Here is a 15663-nt window from a genome sequence, read left to right as displayed (position 1 = left end):
GGGGTGGGTGGCGGTGTCAGGGTCAGTCGACGGTGAACTCGGCTGCGAGGGAGAACGCCACCGCGGGCGGGACGTCCGCGATGTACTCGACGGGCACGTCGCGCTCGAGCACCTGGGCCAGCACGTCCTCGGGGACGTCGCAGTTGCGCGAGAGCAGGTTGCCGTCGGTGTCGACCTGGTCGGTGCAGTGCTCCTGGACCAGCGGATCGTCGTACAGCGCGGTGTAGCCGATGTTGTACTGCAGACCCGCCAGCCCCGTGATGCCCTCCTCGGACAGCACGCGCGCGATCGCCGCAGGCTCGCCGAGGATGATCGGCGACCACTGGTAGACGCGGTAGGTGCCCGCGGGGAGCTGCTCGTGCTCGGCGTTGAAGGCGGCGGTCTCGGCCTGCTTGGCCGCGATCTCGTCCTCGCTCGCGGTCGACCAGTCGAAGCCCTCCCAGATGCCGTTGAGCTCGTCGGCGACGTCGCACAGCGTCGACCCGGTGAACTCCACGTTGTTCTGCGTGAGCGTGGTCTCGCCGGGCGTCGCGACGTAGTACTCCGGGACGAACTCGGCGCCCCAGCCGGGGGTGACCACCACATCGTCCCGCGTCACGATGACGCTGCCCTCCGAGGCGAGGAAGCCGAGCCCCGCGGTGTCGGTGGTGTAGCCCGGCACCACGGTCACCGTGTCGACACCCGCGACCTGGCGCAGCGACGCGTCGACCTTGGGCAGCACGCCGTTCGCCTGGTCGGAGGGAGGCGTCCAGGTCTCGCCGCACGCGGGCGTCTCGAAGAGGCCCTCGACGGAGGCGTCGACGTCCGAGAGACGGAACGTCAGGCTCACCGTCTCGCCGCTGGGCTCCTCGGTCGGGATGGCCGTGGGCTCGGGCGCCGCGGTCTGCTGCGAGGCCTTCCATGCCTTCACCCCGAACCACCCTGCGGCGGCGGAGGTGACCGCGACCGCGATCGCCGCGAGGGCGAGAAGGAACTTGCGCATGGATGTCCTCGGCAGGGGTGGGCTCAGCCCACCGGCGACGCGAGGGGGCTGTGGCGAGGATACGTCATCTGGGCGGTGTGTCCGATGCGGCTCGCCCGCCCGCAGGCGTCGATCTCGTCACATGCGGGCAAGCCTCGAACGGCCCGTGGAGAGCGGTCAGGGAGTCGCCGCGGCGACGCTGTCCCAGAGCCATCCCGCGCCGAAGCCGAGCGCGAGGCCGACCACGCCGACGAGCCCTGCCATCAACGTCCTGTTCATCCGCGACCCCCCGATCGTCGTGCCGGCGCCGCCCGCCGGCGTGACGTGAACGTTCACGTCCGGCGGTGACATCCCTGAGGGGACCGTATCGCGTTCAGGCCTCGCGGGCGCGTCGAGCGCTCAGTGACAAACCCCATATCGTCAGCCCGACCGCGAGCGCCACGCCCAGCACCACGGCCGGACGAGCGCGGGAATGCGACCTCAGGCCCACGGGCCGGCGGAACACGAGCATCCCCCAGCCGTGGCGCCGCGCCGCGCGGCGCATCGTCCGGTCGGGGTTGACCGCGAAGCCGTGGCCGACGGCGTCGAGCATGGGCGCGTCGGTGATGGAGTCCGAGTACGCGTAGGACGTGGCGAGGTCGTAGTCGCGCTCCTGCGCGAGCGTCCGGATGGCCTCCTCCTTGGCGGGGCCGTAGGCGTAGAACGAGATCTCGCCCGTGAAGCGGCCGTCCGCGACCTCCATGCGCGACGCGACCACGGCATCGGCGCCGAGCAGCCTGGCGATCGGCTCGACCACCTGCCGCGCGGACGCGCTGACGATGACGACGTCGCGCCCGTTCGTGTGGTGGCGGTGGATGAGGTCGAGCGCCTCCTGGTAGACGATCGGGTCGATGTGCTCGTGGAGGGTGTCCGCGACGATCTCCTCGACGTGCGCGACGTCCCATCCGGCGACCAGCTCGCTGAGCGCGTCGCGCAGGCGGGAGGTCTGGCGCTCGTCCGCGCCGCCCACCTCGAACAGGAACTGCGCGAAGGCCGTGCGCAGCGCCTTGGTGCGCGTGAGGAGGCCGCCCTCGAAGAACGAGCGCGAGAAAGCCATGGACGAGGACCTCGCGATGATGGTCTTGTCCAGGTCGAAGAACGCCGCGCTGCGGCGGGGCCCGGTTGCCTCCATGGCGTCACTCTAGCCGCCGGTCCCGACAGCATCGCCGGTCCTGCGCGCGGCGAGGCTGCGGCGGCCGCAGGCGTGGCCGCGGGGTGCCGCGCGGGGCGATGTCCCCGGTACCGCGCCCCTGGCCGGCTGTCCCCAGGTGCCGTTGCGGCGCTGGCATGCGCGTGCTGTGTGCCCGACCGTCGAGCCGTGACCTGGACACCGCCCGCGCCCCTCGCGCCGCTGCTCGCCCTGCCCGGCGTCACGGACGTGCTCATCCACGCGCCCGGGGAGGCATGGATCGATCGGGGCGGAGGCCTCGAGCGCCGGCAGTGCCCGCTCGAAGGGACCGAGGACGTGCGGGGCCTCGCGGTGATGCTCGCCGCGGCGGCGGGACGACGCCTGGACGATGCGGAGCCCACGGTCGACGCCCGTCTCGCCGACGGCACGCGCCTCCACGCCGTCCTGCCACCCGTCGCCGACGGATGCACGGCGATCTCGCTGCGCCGCGTCCGCGCGGCGCCGTTCTCGCTCGCGGACCTGGTGGCCTCGGGGATGCTCACCTCCGAGCTCGCGGAGCTCATGGCGGGGTGGGTGCGCGAACGCGTGCCGGTGCTGGTGACCGGCGGCACCGGTGCCGGCAAGACCACGCTCCTCGCGTCCCTGCTCGCGCTGGCCGACCCTCGGGAGCGGATCGTGCTCATCGAGGAGGCTGGCGAGATCGCCGTGGGCCACCCGCACCTGGTGAGGCTGCTGGAGCGCAGGCCCAACGTCGAGGGCGCCGGCGGGGTGCCGCTCGGACGGCTCGTGCGGGAGGCGTTGCGCATGCGGCCCGACCGCATCGTCCTCGGCGAGTGCCGCGGGGAGGAGCTGCGCGAGGTGCTGGCCGCGGCGAACACCGGGCATCGCGGCGCCCTCACCACGGTTCACGCGAACTCCGCGGGTGATGTCCCCGCACGCCTGGCGACCCTCGCCGCGCTCGCGGGTCTCAGTCCCGGTCAGCTGGTCGCGCAGGCCGCCGCGGCCTTCGCGGTGGTCGTCCACGTCGAGCGCGCCGCGGCGGGCAGGCGCGTCGCCGAGGTCGCGCGGCTCGGCACGGACGACGGAGAGCTGCGCGTGCACCGCGCGTGGACGCGCGATGCCGGCGGAGCGCGGTACGGCCCGGCGTGGTCGGGCGTGCGGGCGCTCGCGGAGGGCGCGGCGTGAGCGAGGGGTGGGACGAGTCGCTCCCGCGGGTGGTGGGCCTCCTCCGCGCGGGACTGCCGACCGCCGAGGCGTGGCGGCGCGCGGGGGTCGACGTCCCCGCCGGCCCGGCGCGGGGGCTGGACGGCGCGGTGTCCGCGGCGGACCGGCTCGCCGCGCGCACGGGCGCGCCGCTGTCCGCGATGCTGCTCGCGATCGCGCGGGCGGCGGCGGACGCGCGCGAGGCCGAGGCGCTCCGTCGCGCCGCGCTCGCGGGTCCGCGGCTCAGCGCGCGCGTCCTGAGCTGGCTGCCCGCGGTCGGGATCGCCCTGGGCGCGCTCGTCGATGGCCGCGCGCCGCGCGTGCTCGCGCTCACCCCGGCCGGCTGGGTGCTGCTCGCGCTCGGCGGCGCGCTCACGTGGACCGGGAGGCGGTGGACGCGGCGCATCGTCCGGCGGGCGGAGGCCACCGGGGGAGAGGCCGATGCGGTGGTCGCGGGCGCCGCCCTCGTGGCCGCCGCGCTCGCCGCGGGAGCCGAGGTCGGGCGCGCGCTCGAGGCGGTCGCCGAGGCGCTGGCAGAGCCCGGGCTCGCGGAGGTCGCCGCAGCGCTCCCCGGGCGGGGCGGGCGGCCGCCCCCGGCGGGGACGATGTGGGAACCGGTCGCGCGTGCCGTCCTGCCCGCGGTCGACGCGGGCGCGAGCCCGACCGCGTCGCTCGAGGCGGTCGCGGACGCGGCTGCGCGCCACGCACGCACGGACGCCGCGGTGGCGGCGGGGGAGCTCGGCGTCAGGGTCGCGCTGCCGCTCGCGCTGTGCCTGCTGCCCGCCTTCATGCTCGTGGGCCTGGCGCCCCTGCTGCTTGCGGTGGTCGGCGGGGCGGTGGGGGATGCGGGTTAGCGCGCGTCCTCGCGGCTCGCCTCCGGGGCGGCCGGCGTCTCTTGGGGGTCGCCGTGCTCGTGGACCAGCATGTGGGGCACCCGGGTCAGCAGCAGCCACACCGGCAGGACCGCGATGCAGAGGACGGGGAGCACCGTCGCGCTGCCGCTGATGAGCACGGCACCGAAGAGCGAGATCCACCCGTCTCGTCCGACGGCGAAGAGCACGCCGAGCACCCCGGCGGCGACCGCGAGCGTGAGCGGCACGCTGGGCATGATCGCGTGGCCGAGCAACCCGAACGCGACGCCCGTGAACATCGCCGGGAAGATGCGTCCGCCGCGAAAGCCCGAGGCCCCGGACACGACGATCGCGGCGAGCTTGACCACCACGATGAGGGCGAGCGCGGCGATGCCGTAGTCGTCGCGCTCGGCAAGGATCTCCGCCGTCTGCTCGGCGCCCTTGAACATGGTGATCTGGCCGCCGATGAGCGCGAGGCCGCCGAGCAGCAGGCCGCCCACGGTCGCGTAGGCGAGGGGGTGGCGCAACCGGCGCGAGAGGCGGTGCGCCGGCGCGAAGGCGTAGGCGGCGAGCGCGCCGACGGCGGCGCCGGCGGTCGCGATCAGCGAGGCGGTGAGGAGGTCCGGCCACGCGGCCTCGTAGGACGGCAGGCCCATGTCCCACGAGGCGCCGCCGAGCAGGTGGTAGGTGACGGCGCCCGTGCCCGCGGCGACCAGCGGCGCGAAGAGCCGGTCCCAGAGCTGGCCGCCCTGCGTCCCGCCCATGACGGAGGTCAGCACCAGCGCCGAGGCGACCGGCGTGCCGAGCATCGCGCCCAGCATCGCGGCCGTGGAGATCATGAGCACGGCCGGCACCGGCACGCTCGGCAGGAACCGGCGGTACGCGAGCACGGTGAGGCCGGTCGCGATCATGATGATGGGCCCCTCGGGGCCGAGGCTCACGCCGCCCGCGAGCCCCAGGATGAGCGCGATGGCGACGCCGGGAAGGGCCCGGAGCGGCAGGGGCGGCGAGACCAGGTCGACGGTCGCGGTGTCGTGGCCGCCGTGGCCGGGTGCCTTCCACAGGGTGAGGCCGACGAGCGCGCCCGTGACCGTGAGGATGAGCGCGGCCCACCAGCGCGCCTCGCCGTCGACGCCGAGCAGGTGCGGCAGCTCCTCCCACCACGCGTGGTGGAGCACCTCCGCGATCGCGTCGACGCCGAACAGGATGAGGGCCGATGCGACGCCCACCACCGCGGCGGGCACCGCGGCGAGCGCGAGCGCCCCTGCACCGGGGCTGGAGTTGTCCGACATGGTCCCCCTCGGAGAGCGGCGGCGTGGGGCCCGATGGGGCCTCCCTCGTCACTCTAGGGCGAGGCGTTGTCCCCGGTCCCGTCGACGGCCGACGTCTCCGCAGGTTCGCGGCCGCACGATGCACGGCCCGGCCCGCGAGGGAAGCCTGGCTGGACCACGAGAAAGGAGAGGTGATGGAAGGGGATCTCAACGGTGACGAGGGGATGGCCACGGTCGAGTACGCGCTCGTGACGGTCGCGGCCGCAGGCTTCGCGGGCCTGCTCGTGATCATCCTCAAGTCCGACGAGGTGCGCGGCCTGCTGGTCGGGATCCTGCGTGGGGCGCTCGGCGGATGAGCCGGGGCGGCGACCGCGGATCGGCGGCTCTCGAGCTCGCGCTCGCGCTGCCGGCCGTGGTCGTCGTGCTCGCGTGGATGCTCGCGGCGGTGCAGGCCGCCGCGCTCGGCCTGGCGCTGCCGGCGGCGGCTCTCGCGGGGGCGCGCACGGCCGCCATCGAGGGGGACGGGGCGGGCGAGGCGGCCGCGGCGCGTGCGGTGGGGCGGCCGGTGCAGGTCGCCGTCGCACGCTCCGAGGGCTGGGTCGAGGTCGTGGTCGAGGCCGAGCTGGGCTGGCCATGGGGGGCGCGCGAGGCGCGTGCGGCGGTCCCCGTCGAGGCCGCGGCACGGTGAGCGCGCCGACCGCGCGCACGCCTCCGCCCGACGATGCGGGAGCCGGCACCGTGGCTGCGCTCGGGATCGCGGTGGGCGCGATGGTGGCGGTGCTGATGCTCGCCGCGGGGCTCGCGCACCTGTCCGCGACGGCGCAGGCGCAGGCGGCGGCCGACGCGGGCGCTCTCGCAGGCGCCGCCGTCACGCGCGAGACCGCGGCGCGGGGCCTGCCGCCCGACCCTGCGGCGGCCTGCGCGGCGGCGCGGCGAGCCGTGACCGTCGCGGGCGGCGCGCTCGCGAGGTGCGAGGTCGCGGCGGACGGACCGGTGACCGTCGAGGCCGCGGTGGCCGGCGGCGACGGTCGCGCGCGGGCCGGATGGAAGGGTGTCGGCGGCGGCCCGGGCTGAGGGGGGTCGGGCCGCCGCCGACGTATTCCTGGCACCGGACGGCTGAGGGATCGTGCCGCTGCCAGGAAACTTATGGGCGCCGACGGTGGCGCCTTCGTCGCCGATTCAATACGGCAAGACCATCACGGTTCCATAACAGCGTGGGGCGTGTCGGGCCTTCCCTACGTAAAGTGTGACATTTCCCACAGGTGCAACCTCGCAGGCGCGCCCGGCGTGGCCGGGCGCGCCTGCGAGGGTTCCGGGCGCTCAGCGCACGGTCACCGTCCCCAGCGAGGTCCAGACCTCGAAGTCCACCGCGTCGTACGTGTCGTACGCGTCGGGCGCGACCGGCATCGCGGCATCGGCGCCCGCGGTCGACCCCGCGACCCCCGACGTCGCGCCGCCCAGGTCGACATCGCCGCCGCCGTCCGTGGACCACGACTCGTCGACCACGCCGCCCTCGGTCCAGTCCTCCACCATGGTCACCGTGCCGCCGCCCACCGTCAGGTAGTGGGACGCGAGCAGGGTGTACGTGCCGGGGGCGACGTCGGCGGAGCCCGTGTCGGTCCAGCAGCCGTTGACGTCGCGCCACAGGAAGGTGCCGGCCGCGGAACCACCCGAGGGCAGCATGCCGTCCAGGCCGAGCGCCTCGCTCGAGGCAGCGCCCTCGCGTGCGGCCGTGGCCACGTCGATCGCATAGGCGTCGCGCTCGGGGTTCACCGCGTAGGTCTCGGCGACCACGCGGCCGTCCCGCACCAGCACGAGCCGCAGCTCGGACATCCCCCAGAACTGGGCGAGATCCCATTCCGAGACGTTGGCGAGCGACGCGTGCAGCTCGGGATTGTTCTCGACCACCCAGCCGTAGCTCACGTCGATGGAGGCCGGCGCGTCGACGTCCACGCGGAGCAGGTCCATCTGCGCCGAGCGCGCCGGGAACACGCCCTCGTCGCTCCCGCACCCGTACCAGGTGGCCGCGAGCCGCCCCGTCGAGTCGCCCGTCACGGTCCACCGCTGGGTGCCGGGCGCCATGTCCCACGCGCCGACGAGGCCGGCGGCGTAGAGGTCGCGCGCGGTCGCCGGGTCGAGCGCTCCGTCGGGGACGGTGGTGCTCGGCTCGGCGGGACGCGGGTCCGGCTTCGGCTCGTCGACCGTGCCGAGGTATGCGCCGAACGGGTCCTCGACCGCATCCCCGGCGACGGAGAACGCCAGCGGCTCGCTCACCAGGCGGAACGAGGCGTCGGCCGCGATCCCCGACGTCGCGGCGTCGCCGTCGGTCACGTCGCCGTCGGTCGCCGCATCGTCCGTGCCCGCGCCGTCGGACGGTGCCGGCTCGGGCACGTCCTCGAAGGCCTCCGTCGACACGTTCCACAGCTCCTGTGTGAGCACGAGCGTGTAGTCGCCCGCGGGCAGCGCGGCGCCGTCCCAGCAGTTCTGCAGCGCCGCCTCCCGCATCTCCATGCCGATCGCGTCGGACATGAGCTGGCCCGCGTACGCCTCCGCGGGCACGTCCGCCGCGTCCGGCACCGTCGCGACGACGATGCCGTCCCACAGGACCACGCCGGAGATCCCGAACGTCTCGTACGTCGCGTCGAGGCCCGAGGCCAGACCCGCCTCGAAGCCGATGACCCCGTCCGACACCTCGGGCGAGGTGACGTTCGCGTCGATCCGTGCGACCGGGTCGGCGCCGTCGCCGCCCACGTCCGGGAGCGCCTCGCCGCAGACGCCCCAGGCGAGCGCGGACGACGCGGCGCCTCCGCCGGCGGCCTCGGGAGCCATGCCGCCCATGTCGGCGGACCCGCCGGCCGCATCGTCCTGAGCGACCGCGGCCTCCTCGCGCGCCGCATCGTCCGCGCTCGACATGCTGGACGCGGCGCCCACGGCGCCGGAGATCCCGAAGCCGAGCACCACGACCATGCCGCCGGCGAGCGTGCCGTTCGCCCCCATGCGCAGCCCGCGCTGGGTGGCGGCCCGGCGCCGGGCCCGCGAGGTGTCGACCTCGATCCCGTCCAGCGGGGCGCGGTCCGCAGCGCTCCTCAGCGCATCCGAGAGCCTCATGTCACTCGCCTTCCTTCCGTCGGTGGGCGGCGACCTCGGTCGCCTCCACCTGCTCCTCGAGCGGGCCGAGCAGCAGCTCGAGCCGCGCCAACGCATCGTGCAGGTACCGCTTCACCGAGCCGGGCGCGAGGCCCAGGTGGTGAGCGATGTCCGGCACCGTGAGGTCGTCGAAGAACCTCAGGACCACGCAGGCCCGCTCCCGCGGCGCGAGCGTGGCCAGCGCCTCGAGCACGTCGGCCCCGGCCTCGACCCCCGCGAGCGGGTCGATCGCCTCGGTCGCGGGCCGGAACAGGTGCTGGACGCGCCGCCAGCGCTGCTCGCGCCGGTACCCGTCGATGTATGTGGTGGTGATGGCCCGGCGCACGTACGCCTCGGCCTTCGCGGTGGTGAGGCCCGGGCGGGGATGCGAGAACGTGCGCACCAGCGCGTCCTGGACCAGGTCCTGCGCGACGTGGCCGTCGCCGCACACGAGGTAGGCGTAGCCCAGCAGCGCGCGCTCGCGGTCGCGCATCAGCTGCGCCATCGTGTCTCGCCAGTCGCTCATCGCGTCCCCCACCTCGTCGTGCCTCGCAGTATCGACGCGCGCGCCCGCGGAAACGTTGGGGCGCACCGTCCACGGCGGGTCCTCTTCACCTAGAGTGGCGAATACCCCTCGCGGGCGCGACAACGACGTCGCGTCAGGGAGACGTCAGGGAGGACGTATGCACGCAGCCGCCACCGCCGTCGAGGTCACCTCCGGGAGCCTCACCATCGTGGTCGTGATCGGGATCATCGCCGCCGTCTCGTTGCTGGCCTCATGGCTGCTGCGGGCCCAGGTGCTCAAGGCGCCCGACGGCACCGAGAAGATGAACGACATCGCGACAGCCGTCCAGGAGGGCGCCTCCGCCTACCTCAGCCGTCAGCTGCGCACGCTCGCGCTGTTCGCCGCGCTCGTGTTCGCGCTCCTGTTCCTCCTGCCCGGCGACGCGGGCGTGCGCATCGGCCGGTCGCTGTTCTTCCTGCTGGGCGCCGGCTGCTCCGCGACCATCGGCTACATGGGCATGTGGCTCGCGGTGCGCGCCAACGTGCGCGTGGCCTCGGCGTCGACCCGCGCGGGCGGGCGCGCCGAGGGCGCGCGTATCGCGTTCCGCACCGGAGGTGCGGTCGGGATGTCGGTGGTCGGCATGGGCCTCGGCGGCGCGGCGGCCGTGGTGTTCCTGTACCGGGACGATGCGGCGGCCGTGCTCGAGGGCTTCGGCTTCGGTGCCGCTCTGCTCGCCATGTTCATGCGCGTGGGCGGCGGCATCTTCACCAAGGCGGCGGACGTGGGCGCGGACCTGGTGGGCAAGGTCGAGAAGCACATCCCGGAGGACGACCCCCGCAACGCCGCCACCATCGCGGACAACGTGGGCGACAACGTGGGCGACTGCGCCGGCATGGCGGCGGACCTGTTCGAGTCCTACGCGGTGACGCTGGTGGCGGCACTCATCCTGGGCAAGGCGGCGTTCGGCGAGCAGGGGCTGGTGTTCCCGCTCATCGTCACCGCGATCGGTGCGCTGGTGGCCGCGCTCGGCGTCGCCATCACCAAGGTCCGCGGGGACGAGCCGGGCCTCAAGGCCATCAACCGTGGCTTCTACACCGCCGCCGTGGTCGGCGCGGTGCTCGCGGCGGTCGCCGCGTTCGTCTACCTGCCGGCGTCCTTCGCGGACCTCGACGGCGCCTCGGTGGCCGACGAGTCAGGCGACCCGCGCCTCATCGCCACCGTGGCGGTGTTCGTCGGGATCGGTCTCGCGGGCCTCATCCTGTGGATCACGGGCTACTTCACCGACACCGCCCAGCGCCCCACGCGACGCGTGGCGCGCACGTCGCTGACCGGCGCCGCGACCGTGGTGCTCGCGGGCATCGGCGTGGGGCTCGAGTCCGCGGTGTACACCGCGACCGTCATCGCGGGCGCGGTGGTGGTGCTGTTCGCGGTCGCCGGCGGCTCGATCACGCTCGCGCTGTTCCTCGTGGCGCTCGCGGGCTGCGGGCTGCTCACGACGGTCGGGGTGATCGTCGCGATGGACACCTTCGGGCCGGTGTCCGACAACGCGCAGGGCATCGCCGAGATGTCGGGCGAGGTCGACGAGGAGGCCGCGAAGACGCTCACCGACCTCGATGCCGTGGGCAACACGACCAAGGCGATCACCAAGGGCATCGCGATCGCGACGGCGGTGCTCGCGGCGACGGCGCTGTTCGGCTCGTACTCGGATGCGGTGACCAACGCGCTTACCGACGCCGCCGCGTCCGCGGCCGACTTCAGCTACGAGATCATCCATCCGCTCACGCTCGTCGGCGTCATCATCGGCGGCGCGACGGTGTTCCTGTTCTCGGGGCTCGCCATCGACGCGGTGACGCGCGCGGCGGGCGCGATCGTGTTCGAGGTGCGCCGCCAGTTCCGCGAGATGCCCGGGATCATGGACTACACGCAGCGGCCCGAGTACGGCCGCGTGGTCGATATCTGCACGCGCGACTCGCTGCGCGAGCTCGCGACGCCGGGTCTGCTGGCCGCGATGGCGCCGATCTTCGTGGGCTTCTCGCTCGGCGTGGGCGCGCTCGCCGGGTTCCTCGCCGGGGCGATCGGCACGGGCGTGCTGATGGCCGTGTTCCTCGCGAATGCGGGCGGCTCGTGGGACAACGCCAAGAAGATCGTCGAGGACGGCCACCACGGCGGCAAGAACTCCTCCGCCCACGAGGCCACGGTCATCGGCGACACCGTCGGCGACCCGTTCAAGGACACCGCCGGCCCCGCGATCAACCCGCTCATCAAGGTGATGAACCTGGTGGCGCTGCTCATCGCGCCCGCGGTGGTGATGCTCGCCTACGGCGACGACGCCAACCCGTGGCTGCGCGCGGTCATCGCCGGCGTCGCGGGCATCGTGGCGGTGACGGCGGTCGCGATGGCGTCGCGCCGCGCGCACGCCGGCGGCATCGCGAGCGAGGCCGATGCGGCGGAGGCCGAGGAGCACCACGGCAGCGAGGAGCGCGCGGTCGAGCTCCAGTAGGCGACGCGCGGCGCCGTGGGCGCGCCTCTCGGGGAGCGTCCACGGTGTGCCTTCCGCCGGGATTGCTTGCCATGGCAATCGCCAGACTTGTCATGGCAAGCAATCCCGACGGAGATGGTGCCGTGCCCTGCCTATGATGCCGAGCGGGACTCGAGGGAGGAGCCGCATGGGTCGGAGCGCGCGCTGGGCGATCGTGCTGGGCGGGATCGTGGTGTGGGCCGCGATGCTCGCCGTCCTGTCCGCCGTGCTTCCGATCTGGGTGATCGCCGTCGCCCTCGTGCTGCCGCCCGTGCTCCTCGAGGGCGCCATCCGGCGATTCCTCGGACTCGCGCGCACGCATGGACCCGTGGCACGCGAGGCGGGCCCGTTCACCGTGACTGTCGCCGCATGGGGCGACACGCCCGACCTGGTCCTCGCCGCCGCGCGCGCGGAGGGCGCCGACCCGGCGCAGATGCGGACCGTGCGCGAGGCCATGCGCCGAGGCGCGCCGCTCATCGTTCGTCGGCGACTGTCGGAGGCCGCAGCGCGGGAGGTCGCCGCCGACCTCGAGCGCGCGGGTGCCGTCGTCGCGGTCGAGGAGTCCCGCGACTGAGCACGGCGCCGGCCAGGCGCACCGGGCGCACCGGGCGCACCGGGCGCGCCGCAACCTTGGCGACACACGGCTCTGGAACCATGCGGGCATGGCACGCATGAGCACGAAGCTGGCAGGGGGTGTGGTCGGCGCGCTCGTCGTGGTCGAGGGCACGTCGGGGGTCCTGCAGGGCTACTACACGCCCCTGCTGACGGACATCGCGCGGCACCTCGGGATCCACGACGCCGACGTCAACTGGTTCGAGGCGGCGCAGCTGCTGCTGAGCGCGATCGTGGTGCCGGTGCTCGCGCGCCTGGGCGACATGATCGGCCACCGCAAGGTGCTCATCGGCTCGCTCGTGGTGACCGCCGTCGCGAGCTGGGCGCTCGCGTTCGCGCCGAGCTTCCCGCTGTTCGTGCTCGCGTGGGCCATCCAGGGCTTCTACGTGGTGTGGCTGCCGCTCAACGTCGCGATCATCCACTCGCGGGCTCGCGACCGGGAGGACGGGGCCGCGCTCACGCGACGCGGCGCCGGCATCATCGTCGCCGCGCTCCAGGCCGGCGCCATCCTCGGCGCGCTCGCGGCCGGACAGCTGGGCGGCATGCTTCCCCTCTGGGCGAGCCTCAGCGTGCCAGCCGCGATGGTGACCGTCGCGCTCGCGGTCGTGATCCTCAAGGTGCCCGACACCGGCGTGCGGGCCGGCGGCTCGATCGACACGACGGGCACCGTGGTGCTGACCCTGGGCCTGCTCGCCCTGACCGGCGGGCTGTCCCTCATCCGTCTCGACGGCTTCACGCCGTGGGTGGCCGTGATGCTCGCGCTCGGCGCGGCGCTCATGTGGCTGTTCGTCCGCGTCGAGCGCGCCGCCGGCGAGCCGCTCGTCGACATCGCGCTGCTCAAGCAGCCCACGGTGTGGCCCGTCATCCTCACGGCGACGCTGTTCGGCGTGAGCGTGCTGGGCGCGCAGGGACCGCTGTCGACCTTCGCGCGCACCGACCCCGACGAGGTCGGCTACGGACTGGGGCTCACCAGCGCGACCACCTCGTACCTCATCGGCGCCTACGTGATGTCGCTCCTCGTCGGCGCGCTGCTCTTCGCCCGGCTGAGCGCCCGCTTCAGCCCGCGCGCGGTGCTCATCGGCGCATCGTTCCTGGTCGCCGGCGGCTACCTCGCCCTCATCCCGCTGCACGGCAGCACCGCCGCGGTCGTGTCCTGCATGGTCGTGGCCGGGCTCGGCTCCGGTGCGTTGGTCGCGGCCCTGCCCGCGGCGGCAGCCTCGGCGGCGCCCCCGCACCAGACGGCGATGGCGACCGGGCTCACCAACACCACCAAGACGCTCGGCGGCGCGTTCGCATCCACGGCCTTCGCGATCGCGCTCGTCAGCGGGGTCGCGGCGGGGGCCGGCGGCGAGAGCACGGCGGGAACCCTGTCCGGCTACGTGACCGTGTGGGCGATCTGCGGCGGCACCGCCATCGTCGCGGCGCTGTGCCTCTTCGCGGTGCCGAAGGTCGCGTTCCAGCACAACGTCGACCCGCTCGAGGCCGAGGCGGCGGGCGCCCGATGACCGTGCCCGCCGCCGATCAGGTCGCGGAGCGCCTCGCCGCGCTCATCCGGATCCCCACGGTCACGCCGCGGGATGCGGGCCCGCACGACGAGGCCACGGCGGCGCGCTTCGCCGCGTTGCACGATGCGCTCCGCACCTTCTATCCGCGCGTGTTCTCCCACGACGTCGAGAGCATCGGCCGCGCCGGCCTGCTGCTGAGGGTGCCCGGCGCCGCGGCGGGCCGTCCCGTGGTCCTCATGGCGCATCAGGACGTGGTCCCCGTGCCGCAGGACTGGGCGACCGAGGGCTGGGAGCACGAGCCGTTCGCGGGCGCCATCGTCGACGGCTGGGTCCACGGCCGCGGCGCGCTCGACGACAAGGGCGCGCTCGTCGTGATGCTCGAGGCGGTGGAGTCCCTCCTGGACGAGGGCTGGGCCCCGGCGCACGACCTCTACCTCCTCATGGGCGCGGACGAGGAGTCGTACGGCGCGTGCGCGACGGAGGCCGCGGCGCTCCTGGGCGAGCGCGGCATCGTCCCGTGGCTCGTCCTCGACGAGGGCGGGGCGGTCGCCACGGGCGCCTTCCCCGGATTCGACGGCGAGGCGGCGGTCATCGGCGTCTCCGAGAAGGGCATCGTCGACGTGCGGCTCACCGTCGAGGGGCTGGGCGGGCACGCGTCGACCCCGCCGCGCGAGTCGGCGCCCGGCATCCTCGCGAACGCCCTCGCGCGCATCGAGGCGCATCCGCACCCCGCGGCCGTCAACGACGTCTCCGTGGAGATGCTCGAGCTGGTCGGCGGTCGGGTGAAGGGACCGCTCGGCGCGCTGCTGCGCCGCGCATCGTCCCTCCGCGGTGTGCTCGCGCGCGTCATGCCGCGCCTGAGCCCCGAACTCGCCGCGATGGTCCGCACCACCGTCGCGATCACCCAGCTCGAGGGCAGCCCCGCGCACAACGTGCTCGCGACGCGTGCGACCGCGGTCCTCAACCTCCGCATCGCGGTCGGGTCGAGCGTGGCGGAGGCCGTGGCGCACGTGCGCGCGGTGGTGCGCGATCCTCGTGTCACGGTCGAGCCCGAGCTCCCCTCGGAGCCGTCGCCGGTCTCCCCGCGCGGGGACGATGCGCGGTGGGCGGCGATGCTCGAGGCCGTCGGGGCGTCCTACCCCGAGGCGCTCGCGATCCCGTACGTCATGCTCGCCGCGTCGGACTCGCGCCACCTCGCGCCGATGTCCGGGGCGACCTACCGCTTCGCGCCGCTCAGGATGTCGAGGCCGCAGCGCGAGGCCGTGCACGGTCCGAACGAGAAGGTCGAGATCGAGTCGCTCGGCCGCGGGGTCGCCTTCTACCGCGCCCTGCTCACGTCCTCCAGACTGGGGTGATGGCACCCATCGTCCGTCGCGTCCGCCCCGAGGACTGGGCGCGGGCGCGCGACCTGCGCCTGGAGGCGTTGGCCGACCCGGCCGCGCCGGTCGCGTTCCTCGAGACCCTCGACGATGCACGCGCCCGGCCCGACGAGTTCTGGATCGAGCGCGCCGCGCGGGCCTCGCACGGCGGCGAGGTGCTCCAGCTGCTCGCCGAGGCCGGGGATGCGTTCGTGGCCAACGTCGCGGTGCTGGTGCAGGGGGCGGGGTCCTCCGACTACTTCGGCGCCGTGATCGCGGAGAGGCGGGCGACGCTCGTCGGCGTGTACCTCGCGCCCGCGGTGCGGGGGAGCGGGCTGCTCGGCGCGATGGTGGAGCGCGCGGCGGCATGGACGCGCGACGAGGGGCTCGACCGGCTCTACCTCGACGTGCATGAGGACAACCCTCGAGCGCGGAAGGCGTACGCGCGGCTCGGCTTCGCGGAGACGGGGCATCGGTTCGACAGCGCGATCGGAGCGGAGCTCCAGATGGTGCGCGCGCTCTGAGCCAGGGCCCGCGCTTCGCGCAGGGAATCTTGCGGTTCCTCGGCGGATCCGACGCTTCGCG

General features: G+C 74.4%; 15 protein-coding genes. 10 read left to right on the top strand and 5 right to left on the bottom strand.

The annotated features are described in order from the left end of the window. Positions 1 to 22: 22 nt before the first annotated feature. The gene (locus tag AOM09_RS14615) at positions 23 to 982 is read right to left on the bottom strand and encodes a hypothetical protein (protein ID WP_062390140.1); all 960 of its coding nucleotides are present in this window, start codon (positions 980 to 982) and stop codon (positions 23 to 25) included. Positions 983 to 1334: 352 nt separating this feature from the next. Continuing rightward, positions 1335 to 2132 carry an HAD family hydrolase gene (locus AOM09_RS14610; protein WP_062390138.1) on the bottom strand — a complete coding sequence of 266 codons (798 nt, stop codon included), beginning with the start codon at positions 2130 to 2132 and terminating at the stop codon, positions 1335 to 1337. Positions 2133 to 2318: 186 nt separating this feature from the next. On the opposite strand from AOM09_RS14610, the gene AOM09_RS14605 reads away from it, so the two are divergent. Together AOM09_RS14605 and AOM09_RS14600 are read left to right on the top strand one after the other, a co-directional pair. Continuing rightward, the gene (locus tag AOM09_RS14605) at positions 2319 to 3314 is read left to right on the top strand and encodes a TadA family conjugal transfer-associated ATPase (protein WP_062390135.1); all 996 of its coding nucleotides are present in this window, start codon (positions 2319 to 2321) and stop codon (positions 3312 to 3314) included. Continuing rightward, entirely contained in the window at positions 3311 to 4186 is an 876-nt protein-coding gene (locus AOM09_RS14600; RefSeq protein ID WP_156162400.1) for a type II secretion protein F, read from the top strand. Before AOM09_RS14605 ends, AOM09_RS14600 begins: the two co-directional genes overlap by 4 nt. Here AOM09_RS14600 and AOM09_RS14595 read toward each other — a convergent pair. After that, positions 4183 to 5475, bottom strand: coding sequence for an ion channel protein (locus AOM09_RS14595; protein WP_082099304.1), 1293 nt, complete (start codon positions 5473 to 5475; stop codon positions 4183 to 4185). The two genes, AOM09_RS14600 and AOM09_RS14595, sit on opposite strands and share 4 nt — an antisense overlap. A gap of 173 nt (positions 5476 to 5648) precedes the next feature. On the opposite strand from AOM09_RS14595, the gene AOM09_RS15045 reads away from it, so the two are divergent. The 3 genes from AOM09_RS15045 to AOM09_RS14585 are packed head-to-tail and all read left to right on the top strand — an operon-like array spanning position 5649 to position 6528. After that, positions 5649 to 5810, top strand: a complete 162-nt coding sequence (locus tag AOM09_RS15045; protein WP_082099302.1) for a DUF4244 domain-containing protein — start codon at positions 5649 to 5651, stop codon at positions 5808 to 5810. Next, a complete protein-coding gene (locus AOM09_RS14590) occupies positions 5807 to 6142 on the top strand; it encodes a hypothetical protein (protein ID WP_062390131.1) in 336 nt (111 codons plus the stop codon). The genes AOM09_RS15045 and AOM09_RS14590 overlap by 4 nt, the downstream gene beginning before the upstream one ends. Continuing rightward, positions 6139 to 6528, top strand: coding sequence for a hypothetical protein (locus AOM09_RS14585; RefSeq protein ID WP_062390122.1), 390 nt, complete (start codon positions 6139 to 6141; stop codon positions 6526 to 6528). The genes AOM09_RS14590 and AOM09_RS14585 overlap by 4 nt, the downstream gene beginning before the upstream one ends. Positions 6529 to 6774: 246 nt before the next feature. On the opposite strand, the gene AOM09_RS14580 is transcribed toward AOM09_RS14585, so the two are convergent. Beyond that, a complete protein-coding gene (locus AOM09_RS14580) occupies positions 6775 to 8562 on the bottom strand; it encodes a hypothetical protein (RefSeq protein ID WP_062390119.1) in 1788 nt (595 codons plus the stop codon). A 1-nt stretch (position 8563) separates the two neighbouring features. After that, the gene (locus AOM09_RS14575; RefSeq protein ID WP_062390117.1) at positions 8564 to 9106 is read right to left on the bottom strand and encodes a sigma-70 family RNA polymerase sigma factor; all 543 of its coding nucleotides are present in this window, start codon (positions 9104 to 9106) and stop codon (positions 8564 to 8566) included. Positions 9107 to 9263: 157 nt separating this feature from the next. Here AOM09_RS14575 and AOM09_RS14570 point away from each other — a divergent pair, with 157 nt between their 5' ends. The 5 genes from AOM09_RS14570 to AOM09_RS14550 all read left to right on the top strand — a co-directional run bounded on the left by AOM09_RS14570 (position 9264) and on the right by AOM09_RS14550 (position 15602). Beyond that, positions 9264 to 11585 carry a sodium-translocating pyrophosphatase gene (locus tag AOM09_RS14570; RefSeq protein WP_062390114.1) on the top strand — a complete coding sequence of 774 codons (2322 nt, stop codon included), beginning with the start codon at positions 9264 to 9266 and terminating at the stop codon, positions 11583 to 11585. A gap of 166 nt (positions 11586 to 11751) precedes the next feature. Beyond that, on the top strand, positions 11752 to 12177 hold the full coding sequence (locus AOM09_RS14565; RefSeq protein ID WP_062390111.1) for a hypothetical protein: 426 nt from the start codon (positions 11752 to 11754) through the stop codon (positions 12175 to 12177). An 88-nt stretch (positions 12178 to 12265) separates the two neighbouring features. After that, on the top strand, positions 12266 to 13720 hold the full coding sequence (locus AOM09_RS14560) for an MFS transporter (protein ID WP_062390109.1): 1455 nt from the start codon (positions 12266 to 12268) through the stop codon (positions 13718 to 13720). Then, a complete protein-coding gene (locus tag AOM09_RS14555) occupies positions 13717 to 15075 on the top strand; it encodes a M20/M25/M40 family metallo-hydrolase (protein WP_062390106.1) in 1359 nt (452 codons plus the stop codon). Before AOM09_RS14560 ends, AOM09_RS14555 begins: the two co-directional genes overlap by 4 nt. Beyond that, on the top strand, positions 15075 to 15602 hold the full coding sequence (locus AOM09_RS14550) for a GNAT family N-acetyltransferase (protein ID WP_062390103.1): 528 nt from the start codon (positions 15075 to 15077) through the stop codon (positions 15600 to 15602). Before AOM09_RS14555 ends, AOM09_RS14550 begins: the two co-directional genes overlap by 1 nt. The last annotated feature ends 61 nt before the right edge of the window (positions 15603 to 15663 follow it).

This window comes from Demequina iriomotensis (assembly GCF_000971395.1).
Lineage (GTDB): Bacteria > Actinomycetota > Actinomycetes > Actinomycetales > Demequinaceae > Demequina > Demequina iriomotensis.
The sequence above is the reverse complement of the archived record's forward strand: the minus strand, read 5'-3'. Positions and strand labels throughout refer to the sequence as shown.

Coding starts and splice junctions, on each gene's coding strand:
- AOM09_RS14610 (WP_062390138.1), bottom strand. CDS start 2,132: ATGGAGGCAACCGGGCCCCGCCGCAGCGCGGCGTTCTTCGACCTGGAC.
- AOM09_RS14595 (WP_082099304.1), bottom strand. CDS start 5,475: ATGTCGGACAACTCCAGCCCCGGTGCAGGGGCGCTCGCGCTCGCCGCG.
- AOM09_RS14575 (WP_062390117.1), bottom strand. CDS start 9,106: ATGAGCGACTGGCGAGACACGATGGCGCAGCTGATGCGCGACCGCGAG.
- AOM09_RS14570 (WP_062390114.1), top strand. CDS start 9,264: ATGCACGCAGCCGCCACCGCCGTCGAGGTCACCTCCGGGAGCCTCACC.
- AOM09_RS14555 (WP_062390106.1), top strand. CDS start 13,717: ATGACCGTGCCCGCCGCCGATCAGGTCGCGGAGCGCCTCGCCGCGCTC.
- AOM09_RS15045 (WP_082099302.1), top strand. CDS start 5,649: ATGGAAGGGGATCTCAACGGTGACGAGGGGATGGCCACGGTCGAGTAC.
- AOM09_RS14615 (WP_062390140.1), bottom strand. CDS start 982: ATGCGCAAGTTCCTTCTCGCCCTCGCGGCGATCGCGGTCGCGGTCACC.
- AOM09_RS14550 (WP_062390103.1), top strand. CDS start 15,075: ATGGCACCCATCGTCCGTCGCGTCCGCCCCGAGGACTGGGCGCGGGCG.
- AOM09_RS14580 (WP_062390119.1), bottom strand. CDS start 8,562: ATGAGGCTCTCGGATGCGCTGAGGAGCGCTGCGGACCGCGCCCCGCTG.
- AOM09_RS14560 (WP_062390109.1), top strand. CDS start 12,266: ATGGCACGCATGAGCACGAAGCTGGCAGGGGGTGTGGTCGGCGCGCTC.
- AOM09_RS14565 (WP_062390111.1), top strand. CDS start 11,752: ATGGGTCGGAGCGCGCGCTGGGCGATCGTGCTGGGCGGGATCGTGGTG.
- AOM09_RS14590 (WP_062390131.1), top strand. CDS start 5,807: ATGAGCCGGGGCGGCGACCGCGGATCGGCGGCTCTCGAGCTCGCGCTC.